Origin of the sequence: Corynebacterium nasorum (assembly GCF_022345765.1) — a bacterium.
GTDB lineage: Bacteria > Actinomycetota > Actinomycetes > Mycobacteriales > Mycobacteriaceae > Corynebacterium > Corynebacterium kefirresidentii.
Window position 1 is genome coordinate 1 of record NZ_JAKRDR010000008.1, and the last position, 24,550, is coordinate 24,550.

The 24,550-nt window shown below is 57.1% G+C and carries 24 protein-coding genes; 21 read left to right on the forward strand and 3 right to left on the reverse strand.

Going from position 1 to position 24,550, the window contains the following annotated elements; genetic code table 11:
- Positions 1 to 496: 496 nt before the first annotated feature.
- The 13 genes from MHK04_RS07025 (at position 497) to MHK04_RS07085 (ending at position 12,216) form a co-directional block, all read left to right on the forward strand.
- On the forward strand, positions 497 to 1,306 hold the full coding sequence (locus MHK04_RS07025; protein WP_225746996.1) for a tetratricopeptide repeat protein: 810 nt from the start codon (positions 497 to 499) through the stop codon (positions 1,304 to 1,306).
- On the forward strand, positions 1,306 to 2,289 hold the full coding sequence (locus MHK04_RS07030) for an HAD-IIA family hydrolase (RefSeq protein WP_239208311.1): 984 nt from the start codon (positions 1,306 to 1,308) through the stop codon (positions 2,287 to 2,289). Before MHK04_RS07025 ends, MHK04_RS07030 begins: the two co-directional genes overlap by 1 nt.
- Positions 2,280 to 2,441 (forward strand): hypothetical protein, encoded by a 162-nt coding sequence (locus MHK04_RS07035; protein WP_005324658.1) that lies wholly within the window; start codon positions 2,280 to 2,282, stop codon positions 2,439 to 2,441. The genes MHK04_RS07030 and MHK04_RS07035 overlap by 10 nt, the downstream gene beginning before the upstream one ends.
- Entirely contained in the window at positions 2,441 to 3,247 is an 807-nt protein-coding gene (locus MHK04_RS07040; RefSeq protein WP_239208312.1) for a TlyA family RNA methyltransferase, read from the forward strand. The genes MHK04_RS07035 and MHK04_RS07040 overlap by 1 nt, the downstream gene beginning before the upstream one ends.
- Positions 3,244 to 4,128, forward strand: a complete 885-nt coding sequence (locus MHK04_RS07045) for an NAD kinase (protein ID WP_023021614.1) — start codon at positions 3,244 to 3,246, stop codon at positions 4,126 to 4,128. Before MHK04_RS07040 ends, MHK04_RS07045 begins: the two co-directional genes overlap by 4 nt.
- Complete coding sequence (recN, locus tag MHK04_RS07050; RefSeq protein WP_239208313.1) at positions 4,128 to 5,789, forward strand: DNA repair protein RecN; 1,662 nt, start codon at positions 4,128 to 4,130, stop codon at positions 5,787 to 5,789. The genes MHK04_RS07045 and recN overlap by 1 nt, the downstream gene beginning before the upstream one ends.
- A 28-nt stretch (positions 5,790 to 5,817) precedes the next feature.
- Positions 5,818 to 6,969 (forward strand): putative cytokinetic ring protein SteA, encoded by a 1,152-nt coding sequence (gene steA, locus MHK04_RS07055; protein ID WP_239208314.1) that lies wholly within the window; start codon positions 5,818 to 5,820, stop codon positions 6,967 to 6,969.
- A gap of 3 nt (positions 6,970 to 6,972) precedes the next feature.
- On the forward strand, positions 6,973 to 7,875 hold the full coding sequence (locus tag MHK04_RS07060; RefSeq protein ID WP_239208315.1) for a copper transporter: 903 nt from the start codon (positions 6,973 to 6,975) through the stop codon (positions 7,873 to 7,875).
- A 3-nt stretch (positions 7,876 to 7,878) separates the two neighbouring features.
- Entirely contained in the window at positions 7,879 to 8,517 is a 639-nt protein-coding gene (locus MHK04_RS07065; RefSeq protein WP_239208316.1) for an NUDIX domain-containing protein, read from the forward strand.
- Entirely contained in the window at positions 8,514 to 9,404 is an 891-nt protein-coding gene (xerD, locus tag MHK04_RS07070; protein ID WP_239208317.1) for a site-specific tyrosine recombinase XerD, read from the forward strand. The genes MHK04_RS07065 and xerD overlap by 4 nt, the downstream gene beginning before the upstream one ends.
- A gap of 12 nt (positions 9,405 to 9,416) precedes the next feature.
- Positions 9,417 to 10,412 carry a hypothetical protein gene (locus MHK04_RS07075; protein WP_239208318.1) on the forward strand — a complete coding sequence of 332 codons (996 nt, stop codon included), beginning with the start codon at positions 9,417 to 9,419 and terminating at the stop codon, positions 10,410 to 10,412.
- Between the two features lie 127 nt (positions 10,413 to 10,539).
- On the forward strand, positions 10,540 to 11,412 hold the full coding sequence (locus MHK04_RS07080; protein ID WP_034668724.1) for a ParA family protein: 873 nt from the start codon (positions 10,540 to 10,542) through the stop codon (positions 11,410 to 11,412).
- A gap of 6 nt (positions 11,413 to 11,418) precedes the next feature.
- Positions 11,419 to 12,216 carry a segregation and condensation protein A gene (locus MHK04_RS07085; RefSeq protein WP_239208319.1) on the forward strand — a complete coding sequence of 266 codons (798 nt, stop codon included), beginning with the start codon at positions 11,419 to 11,421 and terminating at the stop codon, positions 12,214 to 12,216.
- Here the strand turns inward: MHK04_RS07085 and MHK04_RS07090 are convergent.
- Positions 12,213 to 12,779 carry a GNAT family N-acetyltransferase gene (locus MHK04_RS07090; RefSeq protein ID WP_239208320.1) on the reverse strand — a complete coding sequence of 189 codons (567 nt, stop codon included), beginning with the start codon at positions 12,777 to 12,779 and terminating at the stop codon, positions 12,213 to 12,215. The two genes, MHK04_RS07085 and MHK04_RS07090, sit on opposite strands and share 4 nt — an antisense overlap.
- An 88-nt stretch (positions 12,780 to 12,867) precedes the next feature.
- Here MHK04_RS07090 and scpB point away from each other — a divergent pair, with 88 nt between their 5' ends.
- The 5 genes from scpB to MHK04_RS07115 all read left to right on the forward strand — a co-directional run bounded on the left by scpB (position 12,868) and on the right by MHK04_RS07115 (position 18,199).
- Positions 12,868 to 13,422 carry an SMC-Scp complex subunit ScpB gene (gene scpB, locus MHK04_RS07095; RefSeq protein WP_086589032.1) on the forward strand — a complete coding sequence of 185 codons (555 nt, stop codon included), beginning with the start codon at positions 12,868 to 12,870 and terminating at the stop codon, positions 13,420 to 13,422.
- A gap of 55 nt (positions 13,423 to 13,477) precedes the next feature.
- Positions 13,478 to 14,389, forward strand: a complete 912-nt coding sequence (locus tag MHK04_RS07100) for a pseudouridine synthase (RefSeq protein ID WP_239208321.1) — start codon at positions 13,478 to 13,480, stop codon at positions 14,387 to 14,389.
- Positions 14,389 to 15,084 (forward strand): (d)CMP kinase, encoded by a 696-nt coding sequence (cmk, locus tag MHK04_RS07105; RefSeq protein WP_239208322.1) that lies wholly within the window; start codon positions 14,389 to 14,391, stop codon positions 15,082 to 15,084. Before MHK04_RS07100 ends, cmk begins: the two co-directional genes overlap by 1 nt.
- A complete protein-coding gene (gene der / locus MHK04_RS07110; protein WP_239208323.1) occupies positions 15,077 to 16,657 on the forward strand; it encodes a ribosome biogenesis GTPase Der in 1,581 nt (526 codons plus the stop codon). The genes cmk and der overlap by 8 nt, the downstream gene beginning before the upstream one ends.
- 156 nt (positions 16,658 to 16,813) lie before the next feature.
- Complete coding sequence (locus MHK04_RS07115; RefSeq protein ID WP_239208324.1) at positions 16,814 to 18,199, forward strand: anaerobic C4-dicarboxylate transporter; 1,386 nt, start codon at positions 16,814 to 16,816, stop codon at positions 18,197 to 18,199.
- Here MHK04_RS07115 and MHK04_RS07120 read toward each other — a convergent pair.
- Positions 18,196 to 19,002 (reverse strand): class I SAM-dependent methyltransferase, encoded by an 807-nt coding sequence (locus MHK04_RS07120; RefSeq protein WP_023021599.1) that lies wholly within the window; start codon positions 19,000 to 19,002, stop codon positions 18,196 to 18,198. The two genes, MHK04_RS07115 and MHK04_RS07120, sit on opposite strands and share 4 nt — an antisense overlap.
- 37 nt (positions 19,003 to 19,039) lie before the next feature.
- Between MHK04_RS07120 and MHK04_RS07125 the strand changes: the two genes are divergently transcribed.
- From MHK04_RS07125 to MHK04_RS07135, 3 genes are read left to right on the forward strand one after another with little or no spacing between them, the layout of a single operon-like run.
- A complete protein-coding gene (locus tag MHK04_RS07125) occupies positions 19,040 to 20,470 on the forward strand; it encodes an ABC transporter transmembrane domain-containing protein (protein ID WP_239208325.1) in 1,431 nt (476 codons plus the stop codon).
- The gene (locus tag MHK04_RS07130; protein ID WP_239208368.1) at positions 20,470 to 22,212 is read left to right on the forward strand and encodes an ABC transporter ATP-binding protein; all 1,743 of its coding nucleotides are present in this window, start codon (positions 20,470 to 20,472) and stop codon (positions 22,210 to 22,212) included. The genes MHK04_RS07125 and MHK04_RS07130 overlap by 1 nt, the downstream gene beginning before the upstream one ends.
- Positions 22,209 to 23,168, forward strand: coding sequence for a CE1 family esterase (locus tag MHK04_RS07135; RefSeq protein WP_239208326.1), 960 nt, complete (start codon positions 22,209 to 22,211; stop codon positions 23,166 to 23,168). Before MHK04_RS07130 ends, MHK04_RS07135 begins: the two co-directional genes overlap by 4 nt.
- Here the strand turns inward: MHK04_RS07135 and MHK04_RS07140 are convergent.
- Complete coding sequence (locus MHK04_RS07140; RefSeq protein WP_239208327.1) at positions 23,165 to 24,424, reverse strand: site-specific DNA-methyltransferase; 1,260 nt, start codon at positions 24,422 to 24,424, stop codon at positions 23,165 to 23,167. The genes MHK04_RS07135 and MHK04_RS07140 overlap by 4 nt on opposite strands.
- Positions 24,425 to 24,550 lie beyond the last annotated feature (126 nt).

Consider the following 24,550-nt stretch of genomic DNA (forward strand, 5'->3'; position numbering starts at 1 on the left):
GGTTGTGGGAGAGTAAGTCACCGCCGACACCAAACAACAAACACAACAAAATACAAACAACAAAGAAGAGGACGGTATACCACCGCCCTCTTCTTTCGTCGTTTTACCAGCCCTCCCGGCCGGTGGAAGGCCTCATCTGCAAAGCCAAGAGTACGGCACTAGGGCGTCCGCGGAGCGTTCAGTAACGCAATGAGCGATTAAGCCTCCTAGTGTCCGTTTGCACGCTCGTACAACTGCGCGGCCGGTCGGCGGTGAAGAGTTGTGGAGCGTTGCGGGGCGGAGTGGCTTTCCACTGTGGGTGGTCCTGGCAATTTATTTGCGTTCAGTAGGATCGAGCGCCGTCTTATTGAACCGGTCTGGGCGAGCGTTTGGCCTAGCGCTGTATGGCTCACGCTGCGGCAGCGCAAGAGGATCTAAATTCCGGCTTTTTCGCTTGGGGTTGTAGAATAGGGCCGGTATTTCTGTGCTAGTTCCAACCAAGAAAGGGTAGGGCTTAATGTCGGAGCGCAACCACAACGGGCGAGCTGGACGTGACCGCAAACCACGCAATAACAAGGGCCGTGATTTTAAGGGCGATTCCCGGAAAAAGAAGTCTTTTTCGCCGCAGCGCTCCGGTTACCGTGAGGAACGCATCAATCGTCGCATGAGTGACCCAGACATCCCGGCCGAGGTGGATGTTAACGATTTGGATCCCTTGGTTTTGCAGGACCTAAAATCGCTCTCGAAGGAGAATTCCGAGGCCGTCGCCAAGCATATGATCATGGCTGCGACCTGGATGGAAGACGATCCCAAGCTTGCCTTGCGCCATGCACGTGCTGCTAAGGACCGTGCCGGCCGCGTGGCTATCGCCCGAGAGGTCAATGGTATTGCCGCATATCGTGCTGGCGAGTGGAAGGAAGCGCTCGCTGAATTGCGTGCTTCCCGGCGTATTTCCGGCGGGCCTGGGCTGCTGGCCGTAATGGCTGACTGTGAGCGCGGCTTGGGACGCCCAGAAAAGGCGCTCGAGCTTGGGCGCACGGATGAGGCGGCCGACCTAGATGATGAATCTAAAATTGAGCTAGCGATTGTTTTAGCCGGAGCCCGCTTAGATATGGGCCAAGCCGAGTCTGCCGTCGTAACTATCCAACGCGCTCATCCTGATCGCGATGCACGCGGGATAGGTGCATGCCGCCTGGCTTATGCCTACGCCAACGCACTGCTGGAAGCTGGCCGGAAAGATGAGGCCAAGGATTGGTTTGAACACGCAGTGTCGATTGATGAGGGCGACTGGACCGATGCAGCGGAGCGCTTAGAGGAGTGTAAGTAGTGACGGTTCTAAGCAAACACGATGCTCTTCTGCTCGATCTTGATGGCACCGTGTGGGAAGGCGGCCGCCCACTTTCTAACGTGGTGGACGTCATCAATACCTGTGGTGTGCCGGCGGTGTACGTGACGAACAATGCTTCACGCAGCCCAGAAGCAGTGTCGAAGATGCTGGCAGACATCGGGCTCGAGGCGACCACGCAGCAGATTATTACCTCCGCCCAAGCAGTCCTTCAATTAGTGGCGGATGAGGTGCCAGCCGCCTCGAAACTCCTCATTATTGGTGCTGATTCCTTTCGTGATTTGGCCCGCGAGATGGGCTTTGAGGTGGTCTCCAGCGCTGATGACAAGCCTGCCGCTGTTGTGCAGGGTTTTGACCGTTCTGTTGGCTGGGAGCAATTGACTGAAGGGGCTCTGGCCATCCGCCAGGGAGCGAAGTTTTTCGCATCGAACCTAGATACTTCTCTGCCTATCGAGAGGGGATTTGCCGTGGGCAATGGTTCCCTCGTGGCCGCCATCCAGTCCGCCACCGGGGTAGAGCCGGTGTCTGCTGGAAAGCCTGAGCCAGCCATGTTTACTTTTGCGGCGAAGCAAATTGGTGCGAAAAAACCGCTTGCTGTAGGCGACCGTTTGGATACCGATATTGCCGGTGGTAATTCTGCTGCCATGAATACCTTCCATGTGCTTACCGGTGTTTCTGGGGAACTAGAACTTATTGAGGCACCTGTGGAGGCGCGCCCCAACTTTATTGGTGCAGGTATGCATGAACTGGCTTTGCCGGTCTCTGTTGCCCGACCTGGAGCACAGGGTGGATTTACTGCTCGGTGTGATGGACATGATCTTCTGCTCGAGGGCGGTGACGAAAAATCTACCTCCGTTCAGGCATTGCGCACCGTGTTGGAAGTTGCATGGGCCATGCCGTCACCGCCCCGCTATATTCAGCCGCGAAGCGAGCGTGCGGAAAGGGTTGTTGCGCAATGGCGGTAAAGCCGCATGATTTTCGGGCTGTCAAGGAGCCGGCAGAGATCGATGCGGAAGTAGCAGAGATCCTTGGAGAAGACGCAGCGGATTTGGCCGCTGAAGTAGATCAGCTTGATCGCGCCCACAATGTGTTGCGCGATGCATTGCAGGAGAATTAATGCCCCCACAACGTCGTAGGTTAGATGCGGAGCTGGTGCGCCGAAAGATTGCGCGGTCACGTGAGCAGGCACGGGAGATGATTAAGTCCGGCCGTGTCACGGTTGGTGGCTTCAAGGCGCAAAAGCCGGCGTCGATTGTAGAGCCCGAGGTTTCCATCAAGGTAGAGGAAGCCGAAGAAGACAAGTGGGCTTCACGTGGCGCTCACAAGCTTTTGGGCGCCTTGGCGGCGTTCGACGTCGATATGAACGGCCGAATCCTCGATGCCGGCGCTTCTACCGGTGGCTTTACGGACGTGTGCCTTGAACACGGTGCGCAGGAAGTGCTGTCTGTCGACGTAGGCTATGGGCAGTTGCTATGGCGCCTGCAAAACGATGATCGCGTAACCGTTTTAGACCGTACGAATATCCGGAATTTAACGCTGGAGCTTACCGACGGCCCTTGCGACGGCATGGTAGGCGACTTGTCCTTCATTTCCCTCCGCTTGGTATTGCCGGCCATTGTGGAATGTCTGAAGGACGGCGCTTGGTTGTTGCCCATGGTGAAGCCGCAATTTGAAGTGGGCAAAGAGCGCCTCGGAAGCGGTGGTGTCGTTCGTTCACCGGAACTGCGCAAGGAAGTAACCAAGGAAGTCGCTGAGTTTGCCCTGTCCCTTGGGTTGAGCATGCACGGAGCTGTAGCGTCCCCGCTGCCTGGGCCAAGCGGCAATGTGGAGTACTTCTTATGGCTGAAAAAGGACGGCGCTCCCACGGATCTGGCTAGAGTAGAAGAAATGATTGACCGTGCAGTCGAGGAAGGCCCGCAATGACCCGTGAGATCCTGTTGGTGCCTCATGCCAACCGCGAGCAGAACCTGCAGGCAACGTCGCGAGCAGCGGAGCTGCTACAAGATGCCGGGATTACTGTTCGAGTGTGCGCGGACGAGAAGGTCTTGCCTGGGCTAAAGCACGTCCCCCACACCGAAGACGCGGCTTCGGGGTGCGAATTAGTCCTGGTACTCGGTGGAGACGGAACCTTCCTCCGTGCAGCGGATATGGCACGTTCTGTGGATATTCCGGTGCTAGGAATCAACCTCGGGCATGTGGGATTTCTGGCTGAGTGGGAAGTCGAATCCCTAGATCAGGCCTTAGTGCGGGTCATAGACAAAAGGTACCGCATTGAGGATCGACTCACCATCGATGTCACCATCTTTGACGAGGAAGGAACCCTTCTCAATCGCAGCTGGGCTCTGAATGAGGCTTCGGTAGAAAACCAAAATCGCTCTGGAGTATTGGACGCAATTTTGGAAGTTGACCGCAGGCCGGTGTCTTCCTTCGGTTGTGATGGGGTGCTCATCTCCACGCCTACTGGGTCGACCGCCTATGCGTTTTCGGCTGGCGGGCCGGTGCTGTGGCCCTCTCTCGATGCGATTTTGGTAGTACCGAATAATGCGCACGCTTTGTTTACTAAGCCACTAGTCGTCTCGCCCAATTCTTTAGTTGCCGTTGAATCAACCATGCGTACAACTCCGGCGACCGTGATTTTGGATGGTTTCCGTGAGCTCGCAATGCCGCCGGGAGCTCGCGTGGAGGTAGTGCGAGGCGCGCGTCCGGTGCGATGGGTACGCTTGGATGACCAACCTTTTACTGACCGTTTAGTCTCGAAGCTGCGCCTGCCCGTAGAAGGGTGGCGCGGGCCGAAGGAGAAGTAGTGCTCGTCGATATTTCCATTAATGACTTGGGCGTTATTAGCCAGAGCTCCGCGGAGCTCTCTACTGGTCTAACCGTGCTTACTGGTGAGACTGGCGCGGGCAAGACCATGGTGGTTACTGGATTGCGGCTTTTAGCAGGTGGACGCGCGGATGCCTCCCGGGTGCGGGATGGGGCGAAGAAAGCAGCAGTAGAGGGGCATTTTTCCTCGGGGAAAGATTCTATCCGCGAGTTGGTCGAATCAGTAGGTGGGGAGCCCGATGAAAATGGAGAATACATCGTCTCCCGGACGGTTTCTGCTGCAGGTAGATCGAGGGCCTATTTGGGTGGTCGGGCGGTGCCTGCGGCAACCTTAGGCGAATTTGCCCGCGAACTTATTACGGTCCATGGGCAAAATGATCAGCTGCGTTTGCTTGCTCCCGAGGAACAATTGGGTGCAGTAGACCGTGCGGATCCTACGTTGACCGAGGTACGCCGTCGCTATACCGAGGCTTTTAAAGAATGGCGCCGTTTGGCAAAGGACTATAAGCGGCGTACAGAGCAGCGCCGCGAACTCGCGCAAGAGGTTGATCGCCTGCAGTTCGCGGTGGATGAGATCGACGGCGTTGCGCCGGAGCCGGGTGAGGATGAGGAGCTGGTGCAGCTGGTTCGCAAGCTGCAAGACGTCGACGGTCTTCGCGAATCCGCGGAAGTTGCACTGGCTTCTATCGACGGCACCGAGGAACTGGAAGAGGCTGCCTCGGCGTTGCTGGGCCGGGCGGTTTCGGCATTGGCGGGGACTACCGACAAGGAATTGGCCGCCTTGGGCGAACGGCTCAGTGAGATTTCTTCACAACTGGGCGATATTTCCGGCGAGCTGGGAGGGTATCTGGCCGGGTTGCCGGCGGATCCGCAGCTTTTAGAAAAGTCCTTGCAGCGCCAGCAGGAGCTTCGTACACTGACCCGCAAATATGCCGGGGATATTGACGGAGTTATAGCTTGGCGGGATGAAGCTGCAGCAAAGCTCGAATCCATGGATACCTCAACTGAAGCCCTAGAGGAATTGAAAAAGCAGGTCAAGGACGCTGAATCGGTGATGGTTGAGCGGGCTGGGGAGCTGACAAAGGGGCGCCGGCAAGCGGCGAAGGCTTTGGGGGAGCAGGTCACGCAAGAGCTGCACGGCCTAGCCATGCCGAATTCAACGTTGACGGTTGAGTTGACGCAGGCGAAATATTCTAAAACTGGCGCGGACGCGGCCGAGCTGCAGCTGAACGGAAAGCCGATCGCGTCTGCAGCTTCAGGCGGCGAACTTTCCCGTGTCATGTTGGCCTTGGAGGTGGTGCTAGCGGATGAGGACGGCGCCACCTTGGTCTTCGATGAGGTAGATGCCGGTGTGGGCGGACGCGCGGCGGTGGAAATTGGCCGCCGCCTGGCACGTTTGGCCGTGCACAACCAAGTTATCGTGGTAACACACTTGCCGCAGGTAGCAGCGTATGCCGATGCACACCTGCATGTTTCGAAGGAAAAATTCACTTCTGGTGTGGCCGAGCTTTCGCAGGACGAGCGCGTGGAGGAGTTGGCGCGCATGCTGGCAGGCTTGGATGATACGGAGACTGGTCGCGCGCACGCGCAGGAGCTTTTTGAGCGGGCACAGCAAGAAGCTTCCGCGCGCCTAACCCACTAGAAACAATAATCACGTCACAATAGGGGTCATGGCTCTGTTTTCCCGTAACCCCGAGCAGCCTGGTGCACTGCGCGATTGCACTCCGGGCGCTAAGGGGATGAAAAAATTTAGTGAAGGCGATGTCGCCGTAATTGATGCGGCTAATATCTCTCGCCACGAGGCCCAGACCCTCGTTGACCTTAAACCCTCCGCCGTGATTAACGTGGCGGAGTTTTCTACCGGTACGGTCCCCAATTATGGCCCGCACATTTTGCTTGACGCCGACATTGCCCTCGTTGAGGGCGTTGGCCAGTCCTTCGTGTCCGAGTTCAAGGATGGAAAGAAGGCGCGAATCGGGGAGGATGGCACCGTCTTTAGCGGTGATAAAGCTCTTGGCACGGGCCGCGTGGTTACTCGCGAGCGAGCAGAAAAGAACTTTACCGCGGCACAGGGTGCGCTGATTGACCACATGGAATCCTTCTTTGGCAACTCCATTGATTTTATTAACTCTGAGGGGCCGCTGCTTATCGACGGCCTCGGGGTTCCCGCTTCTGGCTCTGAGATCGCAGGCCGCAAGGTCGTGCTGTTTTCGCCAACAGACAGACACCGCGAACAGCTCAAGCAGCTGCGGAACTTTATCCGCGAGTATGAGCCGCTGCTGATTGCGGTGGGAGAGGCTGCAGATTCGTTGCTAGCACAGGGGTATAAGCCAGATTTCATCATTGGTGATCCCAATGGCGTCAGCGATGAGGCCCTGCGTTGTGGCGCCCGTGTGGTTGTTCCTGCGGATCCAGAGGGCGAGGTAGAAGGCCTTGACCGCATCCACGACCTCGGCATCGGTGCCATGACTTTTCCCGCAGCGACGCATTCAGGTACCGATTTGGGTCTGCTTTTTGCTGATTATCACGGCGCAGACCTCATCGTGCAGGCAGGCGGTGGGGTAGACCTTGATGATATTTTTGCGGATCGCACCAACCCGTCGGCGGTGCTTTCCCGGCTTAAGGCCGGCACCAAGGTGGTTGACGCGGATGCGGTGATTAACCTCTACAGTGCACCTTCGTCCAACCTTGGCTGGCTGTGGGCACTGCTGGGAATCCTGGTAGCCATTGCGGCGGTTATCCTCATTGTCGGTTTCGGCGGAAGTCAGGACTTTGCAAGTAACCTCAGCGAAACCTGGTCCAGGCTCTTTGGGGGCGCATAGAGCATGGCAAAGACTGAGCTAGTAGCAGGCTTGGGCTTCGGCGCCGCAGTAGGCGTGGCGCTGGGTGCCCTGATCATTGCTCCCAATCTGACCACCGGCATGGCCGATGATGATCCGATCCGTGAGGAGCACCGCAAGGTCGTCCAGGACAATAAGATTTTGCAGACCCAAAATGAGGCGAGCGATAAAATCGTGGCTGATTCCGGGGCGGAACTAGTAAACGGGGCATTGTCTCAGCGCCCCGTGCTCATCGTCACCACCGACGATGCAAATGGCGGAGACGTGGACGCAATCCGGAAGCTCTTGGAAACTTCCGGTGCCACGGAGGCCGGCGAGATTAAGCTGACCAAGGACTTTTTGCGCCCCGAAACTAAAGACAAGCTTTTGCCCATCCTGAAAGACACTGCGCCTAAGAAGGCAGATACCAAGGATCTGGATTCTGCGGGAGCGCTCAGCGGTGAGGTGCTCGGCACTGCATTGTCTATGGATCCTGAGAGCACGAAGCCCATGGCATCAGTACAAGAGCGTGCGGATGTGCTCCATAAGCTGCGCGACGAAGGCTTCATTGACTACGAGGATGGGACCATCGTTCCTGCCCAGGCCATTATCGTCGTCTCTGGCAATGGCCTGTGCGGCTACCCTTCCGATGCTTTGGCGGAATTTGTTACCGGGTTGGATGATGTCAATGGTTCTGTTGTGTTTAGCGGGCGTACCAAACAAACTCAGGACGATAAGGCACTTGCCCAGGTGCGCGACCAAGATGCGAAGCTGTCCACGGTCGATGGCACCGAGCGTGCAGTCGAGCGCATTGCCGTTATTTTGGCCACCGAGGAGCAGCTCGATGGTGGTCAAGGCGATTATGGTGCCACAGAGACCGCGGATTCTGCCCTACCGGGAAAGAAATAGCTCATGGCGCATGATTTCAAGGTGCTTGACTCGCAATTGCTTGTCGACGCCCCCATTCTCGCTCTCCGCCGCGACGAGGTTGTCATGCCCGGCGATGTTTCTGCCTCCCGCGAGGTAGTAGAGCACCTAGGCGCGGTGGCAGTGGTGGCACTGGACTCGGACGAACGCATTGCCATGGTGTATCAGTATCGCCACAGCGTGGGCAAGCGCCTGTGGGAATTACCGGCAGGTTTGCTCGACGTACGCGGCGAAGATGAGCTAACCGGCGCGAAGCGGGAGTTACAGGAGGAAGCTGGTCTGAGCGCGCAGACGTGGTCAGTGCTGTCGGATTTGGTAACTTCACCGGGGTTCTGCGAAGAAGCGGTCCGTGTTTTCTTAGCCTCCGACCTTTCTGAGGTGCCGCGTATGGAGGCTACCGGGGATGAAGAAGCTGATATGGAGGTTGCTTGGGTCCGGCTCGAGGACGCCGTCGACAAGGTAATGCGGGGCGAAATCGTCAATTCCATCGCCTGCAGCGGCATTTTGGCGGCTTATGCAGTGCTGCGCGGTGGCAAGGCGACCCGCAGCGTGGATGAGCCTTTCACGTTGCGGCCGACGTCGATGAGTGCCCGGCGCACGGGCGCGGACCTGAAGCAGCTGTGAGCGCGGTCGAAGATATAGCGCAGACGTGGCTTAACCATCTAGCGGTTGAGCGAGGCGTTTCTGCCAATACGTTGAGTAATTATCGCCGTGATGTTCGGCGCTATGTCACTTGGTTGGAGGACAACGGGGTAGAGGACCTGCGCGCGGTAACGCGGCCTATGGTGGAGGCTTATCTCAAGGATCTGCGGTCAAAAATGGCTGCGTCCTCGGCTAATCGTGCTCTCATCGTAGCCCGCGGGTTGCATAAATTTTCCGTGGCAGAAGGCGTTGTAGACGTCGATGTTGCGGTTGAGGTTACCCCTCCATCAACTGGACAGCATTTGCCGGAGACGTTATCGGTGGACGAGGTTAGCGGCCTTATTGAGGCAATTCCCACTGAAACCCCGGTGGATGTGCGCGACCGTGCTCTGCTGGAAATGCTCTACGGTACTGGCGCGCGAATCTCAGAAGTAATCTCCCTAAACGTTGATGACGTTTCCTCCGCGCAAGAGGTAATCCACCTGCATGGAAAGGGCGACAAAGAGCGGATTGTGCCCTTGGGTTCGCATGCCCGCCAAGCCATTGACGCCTATTTGGTGCGGGCTCGTCCGATGCTGAGCAAAGGCACAACGCCGGCGTTGTTTCTCAATACCCGCGGCGGAGCTTTATCGCGCCAAAGCGCGTGGGCAGTGTTAAAGACAGCTGCACAGCGTGTAGATCTGGGAAAGTCCATTTCTCCCCACACCTTGCGGCATTCTTTTGCGACGCACCTGCTTGAAGGCGGCGCAGATGTGCGCACCGTGCAAGAATTGCTGGGACATTCATCCGTGACGACAACGCAAATTTATACTCACGTCACTGCCGACTCCTTGCGTGAGGTGTGGCGCACCGCTCACCCCCGTGCCTAAGAAAGGACATATATGTTTTCTACTCGTGTAGCCGGCGCGGTACTTTCTACCGCGTTGCTTTTCCCCGCGGTGGCGCAGGCACAGCTGCCACCGGAGGTAGAAGCCGCTATTGCCGCGCCTATCCCGGTTCCGGCCGGCGAAACCACGACCGTGAGCCTGCCAGTGCCGGCCGAGGCGAGCTACTCGGGTGATGGGTGGAACGTTTCTGCCTCTGGTACCTCTGCTACCATCACCGCCCCACCAGAGGGCGGCCAAATCTCTGTTCCCGTCTCCGCCCAGGGTATGAATGCAACTCTCACGCTGGTAGCTGATGGTTCGGTGGAGCAGGAAGACATTCAGGAAGAAATCGACGGTGCAGAGGGTGCTCCAGCGCCGAGCCCGGCACCGAATAGGCCGGATGACGGCGGCAATCCGCCGGCAGACAAGGGGGCCGAAGGTGGGGCGGAAAAGCCCGCGCCGGCGAAAGAGAACGAAAATCTCCCGGTAGTCCCAGGCGAAAAACCGGAACGTAAGCCGGCAGGGGAAGCCAACCTTGAAGGTGCGGAATACGTCAACCTTGAATCTCATATCGAAGGCAATACGATTACCGCGAAGATGGGGCTCAAGCAGGCCTACGACCTCTACCAGCAGTTTAAGGACACGGAGGAAAACGACGTTAAGCTGCGCTACCTTGATGGTGAAGGAAATATTATCCAAGGCGTAAAGCACGACGTGGATGCTTCATCACGCACCCTCACTCTGACGTATCCAGAGGGGGAAGCGCCTGATAATCCCTTCATTATGCAGTTGCTGCGCAACGATGGCTCTGGTGCCGCCCTCATCGTCACTTTGCAGGACCCTAATTATCGATCTGAGTCGGAGAACCTCGATAAGCGGCAACAGGAAGAACCCAAAGATGATAATGAGAGCTCGCATATGGGCTGGATTATCGGAGGGGCAGCTGCGGCGATACTTATCGTTCTGATCGCTCTAGTGGCCGCACTCAAACGACGTTCTAGTCAACGCTAAAAGCTTGATATAAACTAAGTCTCGGTACTTTCTTGCTGTAGCGGGTACGCTTTAATGACAACGTTGTAATCAACCCTAAGCCAAGTGTCATGGTCCGGAACTTGGCGTCAAGGAAGCAGGTGTGACTGTGAGCGAAGAGGGTCTCTTTTCTGCCTCTGATGTAGAGGTGGGGCTGACCGGTCGTCCTATCCGCGAGTTGCCAGAACCCGCACCCTTGGAAAAGCATGGGCCGGCCACCATTATTTCGATGTGTAACCAAAAGGGCGGCGTGGGTAAGACCACCTCCACCATTAATATGGGAGCCTGCTTGGCTGAGTATGGCCGTAAAGTCCTCTTGGTTGACCTTGACCCGCAGGGTGCGCTTTCGGCAGGTTTGGGGCTCACACATGATGATATCGAGGACACTATCTATGACGTCATGCTCGATAGCCATACCTCTATTCACTCCGCTATCCAGCACACTGGGGTAGCAGGCCTGGATTTGGTACCGGCAAATATTGACCTTTCTGCTGCGGAAATTCAGATGGTCAATGAAGTAGGCCGCGAACACACGCTAGCTCGGGCCCTGCGCCCAGTGCGGCGCGATTATGACTTCATCATCATCGACTGCCAGCCCTCCTTGGGGCTGCTTACCGTCAACGCGCTTGCCTGTTCCCAGGGCGTGATCATCCCAATGGAGTGCGAGTTCTTCTCCCTGCGCGGTTTAGCGCTATTGACTGACACGGTGGAAAAGGTCTCTGACCGTATCAACTTTGATCTTGAGGTCATGGGCATCTTAGTGACGATGTTTGATCGCCGCACGAAGCATGCTCGGGAAGTTATGTCCCGTGTGGTGGACTATTTTGGCGATAAGGTCTTTGACACCGTAATTACTCGGACCGTTCGTTTCCCGGAAACGTCAGTGGCCGGAGAGCCGATTACTACGTGGGCGCCAAACTCTCCTGCTACGCAGCAGTATCGCAACCTGGCCAAAGAGGTCATTGAGCGCTCGACCGTTTAAGGTATCGTGACCCAGCCGGAGATTACGGGCTTTCGCATTGCACTGCGAAATTTTGAGGGCCCATTTGACCTGCTTTTGCAGCTTATCCAGTCCAAAAAGATGGACGTAACTGATGTTGCGCTTTCAGAGGTAACGGACGAGTTTGTCGCCTATACGCGGCAGCTGGGCGAGTCTGCGGATTTGGATGAAACCACTGATTTTTTGCTGGTGGCAGCGACGCTTTTGGACTTAAAGGCGGCGCGGCTCCTGCCTCGCGGTGATGTCGACGAGATTGAAGACTTGGAACTGCTGGAGTCGCGCGACCTTCTTTTTGCTCGTCTTTTGCAATATAAGGCCTATAAACTAGTAGCGGACCAATTCGCGGAGTGGCAGCGCGAGGCCCAGCGGAGCTATCCGCGGGCGGTAGCTATCGAGGAGAAGTTTGCGGAGCTTTTGCCTCCTGTCTCCCTTGGCCATACTCCAGCTAGTTTTGCTGAGCTCGCCGCGGGAGTGTTCCGCCCAAAGCCGCCGGAGGAAGTGGCCACCGGCCACGTGCATGCCGTGGCGGTATCGGTACCAGAGCAGGCCGGCAAGATCTTGGAAACCCTAAAACTATTGGGTGCCGGTCAATGGATGAGTTTTGGTTCACTGACCCGTGACTGCACGGTTTCTATGCAAGTGGTGGGCCGATTCCTGGCTCTTTTGGAGTTGTACAAAGCCAAGGCGGTCGACGCACAACAAGAGGAAGCGCTGGGCCAATTGGATCTTTCGTGGACGGGTTTGGATGTTGACCCAGCGGTAGTAGCCGCTGCGAACTGGGACTAGGGTCGCTGCTGGATAAACTCCAGCGTCTCCGGGGCCAGCTCGCGGTCAGAATAGACGCGTACGTCAGGCTCATCCGGGTTGTCCTCGGTGCCTACGCGGCGGCCTTCCCACACTTGCTGGAGCCCTTGCTTTTCGATGACCCGGATTGCCGCCGGGTGGTTGGTCGTCACGCGGGCGGTGATGGGGGAATCAGAGTCAACCTGGCGGACGCTCTTTAGCGCCGCAGAGGTGATCTCTGAAGCAAATCCTGCACCCCAATGGGTGGGACGCAGGCGGTATTTAATGTCCCAGAAATTTCCGTCTTCAACGAAGATGGCGCCACCGACGCCGACGAAATCAGAAGGATTATGGCGCATGTAGGCGGCCCATGGACCAAAGTGGTGGGCGTCCCACGATTGGGAGGATGATTGGGCGAGCGCACGGGTAGTGCGGATATCGGCGAAGCGTCCGTTGGGACGGTGGCTCCAAATTCGCCCGTCGCTGTAGACCTTGTGGGTCTCTTCGATATTGGCAGCGGATAGTGGGATGAGAATGAGTCTGTCGGTGCGTGTAATAGTTTCCATGGCAATATGTTATCCGACTCACACTAGGAAGTGAAAGTGATTTAGGAAATCTCAGGCGTCGTTTTACGCTGCAGTAAGCTTGGCTTCTATGGACCTTCCCCTCATCTCGCAGCTCCGTTCCCGCCTTGAGTCAATCTTGCTCGTGCTCGATTCCCCAGCTTCGGTGGAGTCCTTGGCGCGTGCTTTGGGGGCGGAAAGGGACGTCGTCAGTGATTGCCTGCGCGCTGTCCAGCGCGAGCTGAATAATCGTGGTTCTGGTATCGAGTTGCGCGAGACCCAAGAGGGGTGGCGCTTTTATACGCGTTCCGAAAACGCAGGCGCGGTAGAAGAATTCCTCTTGGATGGCGCCCAGACAAAGCTCTCGCGTGCGGCCCTGGAGACGTTGGCGGTGGTAGCCTACCGCCAGCCCGTAACCCGCCAGCAGGTTGCCGCTGTTCGCGGCGTCAATGTCGATGGTGTTATGCGGACCCTAAGCCTGCGCGGATTGGTGCGGGAGCTGCCGCAGGATGATTTTGAAGGTGCCGCGCACCGCTATGAGACGACGGAATTGTTCCTCGAGTTATTAGGGATTGATTCTTTGGAGCGCTTGCCGGACTTGGCGCCGCTATTGCCTGACGTGGAGGCGATCGACGAGGAGTACTAGCGTGGGGTAAGATTGCCCAGGTAATTTCATATCTTCGAGAGAAAAGGACACGTACGTGACTCCTCCCGCTCGCCGTGACGGCACACCGGATAAGAAGCAGCGAGACAGTGACATCATTGTCTCTAATGCTAAGCCGGCCCGTCACCAGCATGTGTCAAAGAAAAAGCAGAAGGCTACTGCAGAATCCGTAGCCCGAGAACTGGGCGCCGATTGGCTGGTCGATGAAGACAAGCCTAAGGGGGAACGTCTCCAAAAGGTGCTCGCTAAGGCAGGCGTTGCTTCTCGTCGCCACGCTGAAATCCTCATCGATGCCGGCCGTGTTGAGGTCAACGGCAAGATCATTTCCAAGCAGGGCGTTAAGGTAAACCCCTCTGTTGACGTCATCCGAGTAGATGGCGTGCGCGTTAATGTCAACGAGGAGCACGAATATTTTGTGCTCAACAAGCCGCGCGGCATGCAGTCCACTATGTCTGATGACTTGGGCCGCCCGTGCGTAGGCGACGTGGTTTCGGAAAAGGTTGCTGCTGGCCAGCGTCTCTTTCACGTAGGCCGCCTCGACGCCGATACCGAAGGTCTGCTTATTCTCACCAATGACGGCGAGATGGCTAACCGTTTGATGCACCCTAAGTATGAGGTGACGAAGACCTACCTCGCCACTGTTTTGGGTGAGGCCGATCGGAAGCTTGTGCGACAGCTCAAGGAAGGAATCGAGTTGGAGGATGGCCTGGCAAAGGCAGATTTTGCGCAGGTTGTAGATACCAACCAGGGATATTCTTTGGTTCGTCTTGAGCTGCATGAGGGGCGCAAGCACATTGTGCGCCGCATGTTGAAAGAGGCGGGTTTCCCCGTGCAGCGTTTGGTGCGTACCAAGCTTCATACGGTGCAGTTGGGCGATATGAAGCCTGGTGGCCTGCGTGCTCTCAATTCCAGCGAATTGACTAGTCTGTATAAGGCGGTGGAGATGTAATGATTTCTAATATGGCGAATCAGGGCCTCATCCTAGCTGTGGATGGCCCTTCTGGGACTGGTAAGTCGACCACGTGCCGCGCCCTAGCCAAACAACTCGATGCAAAGTACATCGACACTGGTGCCATGTACCGTGTAGCAACTCTTGCCGTGTTGCGTAAGGGAGTGGACCCTGCGGATACGTCCGCGGTGATTGCTGCTACTGCCGATCTGCCATTGGAAGTTTCCGATGATCCAGATTCCACCGAGGTTCTTCTCGGCGGCGAGGATGTCGCGCGCGTTATTCGGGAAGACGAAGTCACTCGCAATGTCTCCGCCGTATCTGCCATTCCGGAAGTTCGGGAAAACCTGGTAGCCCTGCAGCGCAAGCTAGCCCGCGAGGCACACCGGGCTATTGTAGAAGGGCGCGATATTGGCACCGTTGTGCTTGCTGATGCCCCTGCTAAAGCATTCATGACCGCCTCTGCTGAAGTCCGAGCCCGCCGACGTCAGGCGCAGAACGAAAGGGCAGGAATCGCTTCAGACTACGAGACGGTACTCGCAGACGTGCAGCGCCGCGATGCGGCAGATTCTTCACGCAAAACCTCGCCATTGCGCCCAGCAGACGATGCAACCTTAGTTGATACCTCGGATATGAGCCCTGAGGATGTCATACAGGCCCTGATTAACGTGGTAAAGGAGTCGGTCAATGACTAAGCACGATCCCCAGGAAGAGTCGGAGACTCAGTTCCATTACCCGGCCGGAAAGTTCGATGATGAGGTGGTAGAAGCCTCTCCTGGTTGGGCCGCTGATGACTTCAATGCCGAGGAGTTTGACTATGAGTTCGATGACTCGGAATTCGGCGAGGCCGATTTTGGTGAAGAAACAGAAGGGGAAGAGCCGCTAAGCGAAGAGGAATGGGAGGAACTCTCCCGTGCTTTTGGTGTTGAGTCCGATGATCACACCGAAGAAGCTCTGTGCACGGTAGCCATCGTGGGTCGCCCTAATGTGGGCAAGTCTTCCTTGGTCAACCGTTTCCTTGGCCGTCGCGAAGCAGTGGTAGAAGACCACCCGGGCGTTACCCGTGACCGAATCTCCTATGTAGCGGACTGGAATGGGCAGCGCTTTTTGGTACAAGATACCGGCGGTTGGGATCCGAACGTCAAGGGCATCCATGGCGCAATCGCTCGCCAGGCAGAGGTGGCGATGGAAACCGCTGACGTCATCGTCATGGTGGTAGACACCAAGGTGGGAATTACTGAGACGGATGAGGTCATGGCCCGCCGCCTGCAAAAATCCCCCGTGCCGGTGATTCTGGTATCGAATAAGTTTGATTCCGATAATCAGTATGCGGATATGGCCGAGTTTTATGCGCTGGGTTTGGGCGATCCGTGGCCGGTATCTGCTCAGCACGGCCGCGGCGGCGCGGATGTGCTCGATGAGATTTTGCGGGTATTTCCTGAAGAGCCGCGGCAGACCGCGATTACTTCTGGTCCGCGCCGCGTCGCTTTGGTGGGCAAGCCTAATGTGGGTAAATCCTCCCTGCTCAATAAGCTGACCAGTGAAGAGCGCTCCGTGGTGGATAATGTCGCGGGCACCACCGTGGATCCGGTGGACTCTTTGGTACAGCTGGATGAGCAGCTGTGGAAGTTCATTGATACTGCCGGCCTGCGCAAGAAGGTCAAAAACGCGCAGGGACATGAGTACTATGCCTCCTTGCGTACGCGTGGGGTTATCGATGCTGCCGAGGTGTGCATTATGCTTATCGACGCCTCTGAGGAGATTTCTGAGCAGGATCAGCGCGTGCTTAATATGGTGCTAGAGGCAGGCAAAGCCCTCGTTATCGCATTCAATAAGTGGGACCTCATGGATGAGGACCGCCGCTACTACCTAGACCGCGAGATCGATCAGCAGCTGAGCCACCTACCGTGGGTTACGCGTGTGAATATTTCCGCCGAAACGGGCCGCGCCCTGCAGAAGCTGGAACCTGCCATGATCGAGGCGCTGGAAAGCTGGGACCAGCGCGTGTCTACGGGTCAGTTGAATAACTGGTTGCGTGAGGCCATCGCAGCTAATCCTCCGCCGATGAAAAATAACCGCCTGCCGCGCGTTTTGTTCGCCACGCAGGCATCCACGCAGCCGCCGACGATTGTCTTGTTCACGACAGGATTTTTGGATGCGGCCTATCGCCGCTACCTTGAGCGCAAGTTCCGTGAGCGTTTTGGCTTTCATGGAACGCCCATCCGCATCGCAGTGCGAGTGCGGGAGAGGCGCGGCAAGAAGCGCTAGCAGTATGCCCGTTACGCTGGGATTATAGCATTCAGGCGAGCGATTTTTGCACTGAAAACGGTGTGAGAATTAGCTCGCCTGTCCGTTTATGTCCGTTCATGTGGGGATCGATAGGATATAACCAGTTATAGATCCTCTCGTGATGGAAGGCTTTGTATGTTAGCCAGCGTAATCGCGCCAGATTCAATTCTGGCCATCGTGCTCCAGATCATCATCATCCTTAGCGCCCTGCTCTTGGGCACTCGCTATGGTGGCATCGGGCTGGGACTAATCTCCGGCATCGGTCTGATGCTCATGGTCTTTGTTTTCGGCCTCGCCCCGGGCGAGCCTCCGGTGTCAGTGATGCTGACCATCATCGCAGTCATTGGTTGCGCGGCTACCTTGCAACAGGCCCGCGGGCTGGAAGTGATGATGCAATTTGCCGAGAAGTTCCTTCGCGCCCACCCAGAGCGCATCACCATCCTCGCGCCGCTTACTACCTGGTTCTTGACGGTCCTTTGCGGTACGGGCCACGTGGTGTACACGATGTTTCCGATTATTGAGGATATTGCGCTGAAAAAGGGCATCCGCCCAGAACGCCCGATGGCTGTCGCCTCGACGTCGGCGCAGATGGGTATTACGGCCTCTCCAGTGTCTGTGGCCACCGTGTCCTTGGCGTCTATCATCGCAGAAAATGCCGGCGCTATCGACCACGCCTATTCCATCCCGCAGATCCTGATGGTGGCTCTTCCAGCGTCACTTTCTGGCGTCATTCTTGCCGCACTGTGGTCGCTGCGCCGCGGCAAGGACTTGGACGAGGATCCGGCATTCCAGGAGCGAATGAAGGATCCGGAGTTTGCCGAAAGCATCAACCAATCCACTGGGTCGCTTATGGATGAGGAATTTTCGCCGGAAGCAAAGCGCGCGGTAGTTATCTTCCTCGTCGCTATCGCCAGCGTTGTCGCCCTCGGTGCCTTTGAATTCCTTCGCCCGCTTGTTCCGGGAGATGATGGCGAGCTAAGCCCGCTGTCTATGAACCTGGTTATCCAAATGGTCATGCTGGTAGCCGGCGCAATTATCTTGCTCAGCTGCAAGGCAGACCCAAAAAAGATCGCTTCCACCCCGGTGTTTAAAGCCGGCATGACCGCAATATTCTCCGTGTTCGGTGTGGCCTGGATGGCGGATACCTTCTTCGAAGCCCATATCGACGCTTTGGAATCCAACCTGGGCTCCGTAGTGGAGGCCGCCCCATGGGCCTACGCCGTGGTGCTGGTCATCGTGTCTAAGCTGGTGAACTCGCAGGCCGCGGCCTTGGTTGCAATTGCTCCGATTGGCCTGCAGCTGGGCATCGACCCTGCCATCATCGTCGGTTTCTACGGCGCGGCCTACGGCTACTTCATCTTGCCCACCTACCCCTCGGACCTTGCCTGCATCGGCTTTGACCGCACGGGAACGACGCACATTGGCAAGTTCGTCATCAACCACTCTTTCCTGATTCCCGGCGCCATCTCGGTATTTACTTCCTGCGTCGTGGGCTCGCTCCTAGCGCAGATCCTGCTTTAATCCGACTCCCGTACCAGCACGAAGGCATCCGTGCGGTACGGGATGTGCAGTTTTTGTCCGGGCGTATATCCCAAGTGCTCGTAGAGGTACCAGTCCAGGTTGTGGGTCATGCGCTCATGGATGGCTTCGCCGTTGCGAAGCCAGTAAGACCGGGTATGCATTAGCTGGTGAAGTTGTTCCGGGGTAAGTTCGTGCTCCCAGGTCAGGCGGAGTTCTCGCTCTAAAGACCACGGCGCCGTATAGTCCGGGTAGAAACCCGGTTTATGTACATCGCCAGAGTGCATAATGCGAGAAAGCCGCAAAACCCATGGGTCGGCATTGACATCGAGCGTATTCCAGACCAAGAGGATTTTTCCGCCCGGCGCGAGGACGCGGTCAAGCTCTGCGCAGGCGGCTGCCACATCAACCCAGTGCCAGGTTTGGGCGAGGCAGGCTGCGTCTAAGGAGGCGTCGGCAAGCGCGGTGTTTTCGGCCGTAGCACGCAGGACCGGCAGGTGTAGACGGGAAGCGAGAACTCCCGCCATATCGGCGGAAGGCTCCAAGGCTATAACCCGCTCATTGGGAAGGGACTCAGTGAGCTTTCCGGTACCTGCACCAATATCAGCTACGGTGTGGGCAGGGGCGATAAGGGCAGTGACTTCGTCCGGATAGCCAGGGCGTACATCGTGGTACGTGCTAGCGCCGCGGCGGAAGGCTTGGGCGGAGGCGGTGCGTTGCGCGGCAGTGCGGAAACCGGGGCCTTGCTTCGTGGAGGCCTTGCGGTAGCTAGGAAAGTGACGGGGATCTGGGCGGCGAGTCGACATAGCTCATCTAACCTACCGCGAATTAGAATGGCTGCCTATGAGGACACTTCCCGCAGCATCAGATCCCAGGTGGCTGCTGAAGACGGTCTTTTCCCGCCCTGCTCTTACTGTGCCGGCAGCGCTATGCATGGTTGTGTCCTTTCTGCTTAACGCCACCACCCCAGTGATAGTGGGCCATGCCATCGATGAAGCCGTGGCGCAGGGATCCATCCACCGCCTGGGGCTATGGCTAGCGGTATTAGTAGCCGCATTCGGTCTTAATGCCCTAGCCGCCTGGTACGGGCGCGGGCTGAATGCCCGAGCCATGTTGGTAATTGGCCACGATGTCCGCATGGCCATCACGGATAGGATTCAAGACCCGCGTGGAATGGCGGGCAAGCCCCGCAGCGCCGGTGAGTTGCTGGCTATTGCCTCCACGGACGCTAGGCGGGTGCAGAATGCGGTGATGATGACGGTATTCCCCGTCGCAGAGATTAGCGCCATTGTGTATGTGGCTATCATGACCAGCCGCATCAATCTACCCTTGGGCATTGCCATTTTGTGCGGCGGCCCGCTCGTGGTGTCGGGCTCGGTGCGCGCGGCACAGCCACTGCGCGCCCGCTCAGGAATCCGCCAGGCGGCGTTGGCCAAAGCCAGTGCAATGGCCACCGATGTGGTGCACGGCCTTCGGATACTCAAAGGCTTGGGTGCGGTAGCAACGGTGAGTATGCGCTATGCCCAGGCCTCTGACACTGCCTATGAGCGAACGGTAGACGCCAATGCCTCCCAAGCGCGCTTCAATGCTGCTACGGAGATTTTGGGCTCGGTGTATGTCATTGCGGTGGGCATTGGGGCAGGTGCGCTAGCAATGCATTCCACTATCAGTGTGGGTGAGCTTATTACGGTTATTGGTCTGACGCAGTTCGTCATCACGCCGATGACGATGTTGGGGCGAAATATTGCCTCGCGCTGGGCAGCCGCGCAGGCAAGTGCTGCCCGCGTTACGGCCGTCCTTGCTGCTCCCAGCGTGGAAGGCAAGAAACCGCAGCTTCCGGCCCTCGCCCCTGGAGTGAGCGTGGTGGCCGAGCCTGTCCCAGATGATCTAGTTTTTCTGCCGCGGGAGCGTTTCCTTGTTGCTCCGCACGATACGCTGCTTTTCGAGGGAACCGTGCAGGAGAATATTTCTTCTGATAGCGCGGTTGCCAAACGGGCGCTTTACACGGCCGCGGGGGAAGATATCCCGGGTGGTTTAGATCGCGAGGTGGGGGAGGGCGGCCGGAATCTTTCCGGGGGACAACAGCAGCGCGTGGCGCTAGCACGAGCAATTGCGGCGGACCCTGCGGTCCTTGTTTTAGCCGATCCCACTACCGCCGTGGACTCGGTGACTGAGCAAGTCATTGCGCAGCGGGTAGCACACCACCGCGGTATAAAGCCAACGCTCGTTTATACCGCTTCGCCGGCATGGACTGCTGTGGGATCGAGCCTATGATGCGGTTTCCTACGGCTTCGTGGCGCCAGGTGCGCGAAGAAATTAGCCGGCAGCTTTCCGACGTCCCCGGTGCGCGGCCGCAGGCTGCCGTGGCCTTTGCCTTACTCACCGCGGGCGCAAGCGCCAATGTAGCGATCCCGATCCTGCTGGGAAAGATTGTTGATGCTGTCATCACCAAAAGTGCAATTTCTACCATTGGCCTTTCGTTGATAGTGGTAGCCGTGGTCTCCGCAGCGCTCTCCGCAGCGGGGTTCTTTCTTCTCTCCCGCCTTATAGAGCGGGTGATTTCGGCTTTGCGTGAAGACATGCTGTCTACCGCTTTGCGCTTGCCCACACATCGTGTGGAGGAAGCGGGCACCGGGGATTTGGTCTCTCGCTCTACCGATGATGTAGCAGAGCTCTCGGCAGCGGTCACCGAGACCGCACCAGTGTTGGCCAAATCTGCTTTTGCCATCACCACCACCGGGGTGGCGCTGCTTAGCCTCAATTGGCAATACATACTGGTAATAGTTGCAGTTGCGCCGCTATATGTAGTCGCCGCTCGCAGGTACCTGCACCGAGCCCCTGGCCGCTATGCCGATGAGCGTGCGGCCATGGCCGAGCGAGCGCGCAGGCTTCTTGAGGCGATACGAGGGCGAAAGACCGTGCGCGCCTTTGGACTGGAAGGGCAGATGCATGCCGGCATCGAACGTGCCTCCGCGCAAGTGGTAAAGGATGGCTACGCAGCGCGTAAAACCATGATGGTTCTACAGCTGTGGATGACTGGCATTGAGCTCACCATGCTGTGCTGTGGTCTTGGGGTGAGTTTTTGGGCGGTGCAAACGGGAGCACTCACAGTTGGCGCCGTAACCTCAGCCATGCTTCTGCTCATCCGTTTGCGGGGCCCGCTCATGGGATTGATGCGGGTAATCGACACCGTACAATCCGGCTACGCCTCGCTGTCTCGCATAGTCGGGGTCGTCGTTGACCCGCCGCGGGCGGTGCCGGACTACGGCGCCCCAGCCCCACACGGAGAAGCCGAAATGCGAAATGTGAGTTTTAGCTACGGCAACGGTGGCTGGGCTGTACGAGACATCAGCCTCAATATTCCTGCCGGGCATACGGTGGCTTTAGTCGGAGCCTCCGGCGCGGGTAAGACTACCGTGGCCGCACTTTTGGCTGGCTTGCGGGTTCCTGAGGAAGGAAAGGTCTTGGTCGACGGGGTAGAGGTAGCACTTCTTTCGGACGCTGAGCGCGTGGCGCGATTAGCCATGATCTCCCAAGAGGTACACGTTTTTTCAGGCACCCTCCGCGAGGATCTTTCTTTGGCTGCCCCTCAGGCAAGCGACGCACAGATGCTTCAAGCACTCGAGCGGGTGGGCGCACGCTGGTTTGCGCAACTAGACGATGGCCTAGATACGGTTATCGGCTCACAGGGAGTCCAATTAGATCCTGTGGCGTCCCAACAACTCGCGCTAGCACGAATATTGCTTTTGGACCCGAAAATCGTCATTATGGATGAGGCCACTGCGGAGGCGGGTTCGGTGGGAGCCGAAGCCCTCGAAAAGGCCGCCATCGAAGTCACCCGTGGGCGTTCGGCGTTGGTCGTGGCGCATCGGCTCGACCAAGCAGCACGGGCGGATAGAATCATCGTGATGGATAATGGCCGCGTGGTTGAACAGGGAAGTCACCACGACCTGCTAGATTATGGTGGCCGTTATAAGCACTTATGGGACGCATGGCAGAAGGGACGACAAGGATGAACGCGAGGTCACTTCGGGCCGTGCTCGGTGCGGTAACTGTGTGTTTTCTTGCCGCTGCTGGCACTTCGTGTTCTAGCGAATCAACAGAGTCCCCGCACGCGGCAGAGACCACCAACACCGTTAACCTAGGAATTCCTACCTCCGCACCCTTGAACGGCCCTGAGCCGGGCTCTTTTAGGACGATCAACCTGCCCTCCGGGCGTTCCTTTATCCTCAGTGTGCCCAAAGACTATTCAGGGGATAAAAAATGGCCTATCGTCCTCGCCTTTCACGGGTGGGGTCAGTCTGCCGAAAACCTCCGTGGTTATTCTCGCCTGGATGCCGCAGATGCCATCATGATTTTCCCAGAAGGCAAGAAAAAGGCGTGGAGCCCCGCTCCATATGCCAAGACCTCGACAACGGAAGATAAGAAGTTTGTGCGGGAAATAATTGATGCGGTCCGCGCTACTTACCGCGTAGATGATGGTCGAATTTTTGCCACCGGTATGTCTAATGGCGGCGGATTCGCTGCCTATCTGGCCTGCCAGATGCCCGATACCTTCAAATCCGTTGCCACCGTTTCCGCTGCCTATTATGAAGACATTCTGAAAAACTGTGCGCACTCTCCCGTCGGGCGGCTGGATATGCACGGCACCGTAGACCCTGTGGTGGGCTATTACGGAGGCACTCGCCACAAGACCAAGTACTACTCCGTGGAGTCCGTGCTGGAACAGGACCGCAAACGCAATGGTTGTTCGACCAAGGTCGATACCACCCGCTTGGTCAATAATGCGCTCGATATGAGGTGGAGTGGTTGTACCGCACCGCTCGAACATATCCGTATCGCCGGGGGTTCGCACGTGTGGCCTGGAGGCACGGCGGACGCGCATAACGAGGTAGGTAGGTTCTTCGCTACCGATCGCGTCTTAGATTTCTTCGGAATTCCTGGTCGTCCTTCCGGTACCGCACAAACCTAGCTCTGCTTAAAGACCTGAAAGGTAGCACCTGGAACCTTGCGCACCCTTTCCATGCAAATATCTGCAACGGTAGAAAAACCAGCGCGGTGAGCCGTGCTACGCGGGGAGGTAGGCTCCGGAATTTGCGCTAGATGGAAAGTCCTGGACCCCCCATCTTCGGCGTTGAGCTCTATAACCGCCTGCGCTGTGGTGCCGGACCCAGCAAAGAAGTCTAAGACGCGAGCATCCTTGCCACCACCAATGGACAGAAGGTGTTTAATCAGGCGTACCGGCTTTGGAAAATCGAAGATGCCCTCTATACCCATTGCTTCCTCCGCATCGCGTCGGCCGGTGCGGGTCACTCCAAAGCGCTCGCCGTCCAGGATCGAACGTGGGCGTGCGCCTACCTTCTGGTAGTTCTTGGTGTAGACAAACCCGCGACGGAAAACCAGCTCATCGTAGAACTGTTCCACCTTGTCGAGGCTCCATCGCCAGCGAGCGACTTTTTTCTTTCCCGCCGGTTGGTCTGGCCAATACTCCTTTCCATCGGGCCCTGAGATCGGAAAATCTAGAGAAGGAAGGTACCCAAGGGTTTTAGAATCTAGGCGTACCAAGGAGTATTTTCCCTTGTCATCCTCATGGTTATATTTGGTGGAGGTATGACCTTGGATATCGATATTGAAACCGGGGTTGTCTGGAGTTCGGGCATAACACAGGATGTATTCGTGCTCTACCACGGCGTATTTTGCATCATTTTTGCCGGTGCCGGCCTTCTTCCAAATCAATTGGCCGGCAAAGCATCCCTCTCCAAACACCTCATCGAGCACCTTGCGGGTATTGGCTACCTCGTCTTCGCCAATGGAGACGAAGATGAACCCCTCAGGGGACAGTACTTCTCGAGCCAAAATCAACCGGGGGAGCATCATCGATAGCCATTCCGAGTGCCATTCCGCATAGCTACCTGAACGCAGCTGGCGACGTAAACGGTAGTTATCGCGGTAGACAAAGTCTTTGCCCGTGTTATAAGGGGGATCGATATATATGACGTCAAAGACCTCTCGGCGCGCGGCTAGCTCTTTTAAGACTGGAAGGTTATCTGCAGCAAAAATCCTATTGAGTGAGTCACCTGGTGTACTAAGGGCAGAATCGAGCGGGAAATTCCGTGCTAAGGGCGTATGTGCGGCTTCTCGGGCTGCGTCTTTGCCTGGCCAAACTAAGCCAAAAAAATCCCCGCCTGTATCCGGATGTGGTGGGTGTGGTGGGTTAGCGGTAGCCATGGTGCAATGCCTTTGTCAGGAGGGGAAACGTCAATATCGTCTAACGCTAGCATTCGCAAGAATTAGGACAGTCGGCTTTAGCTAAAATGCCGCCGCTGCCTAGTAGTTTGGGGCTTTGGAGTAGGA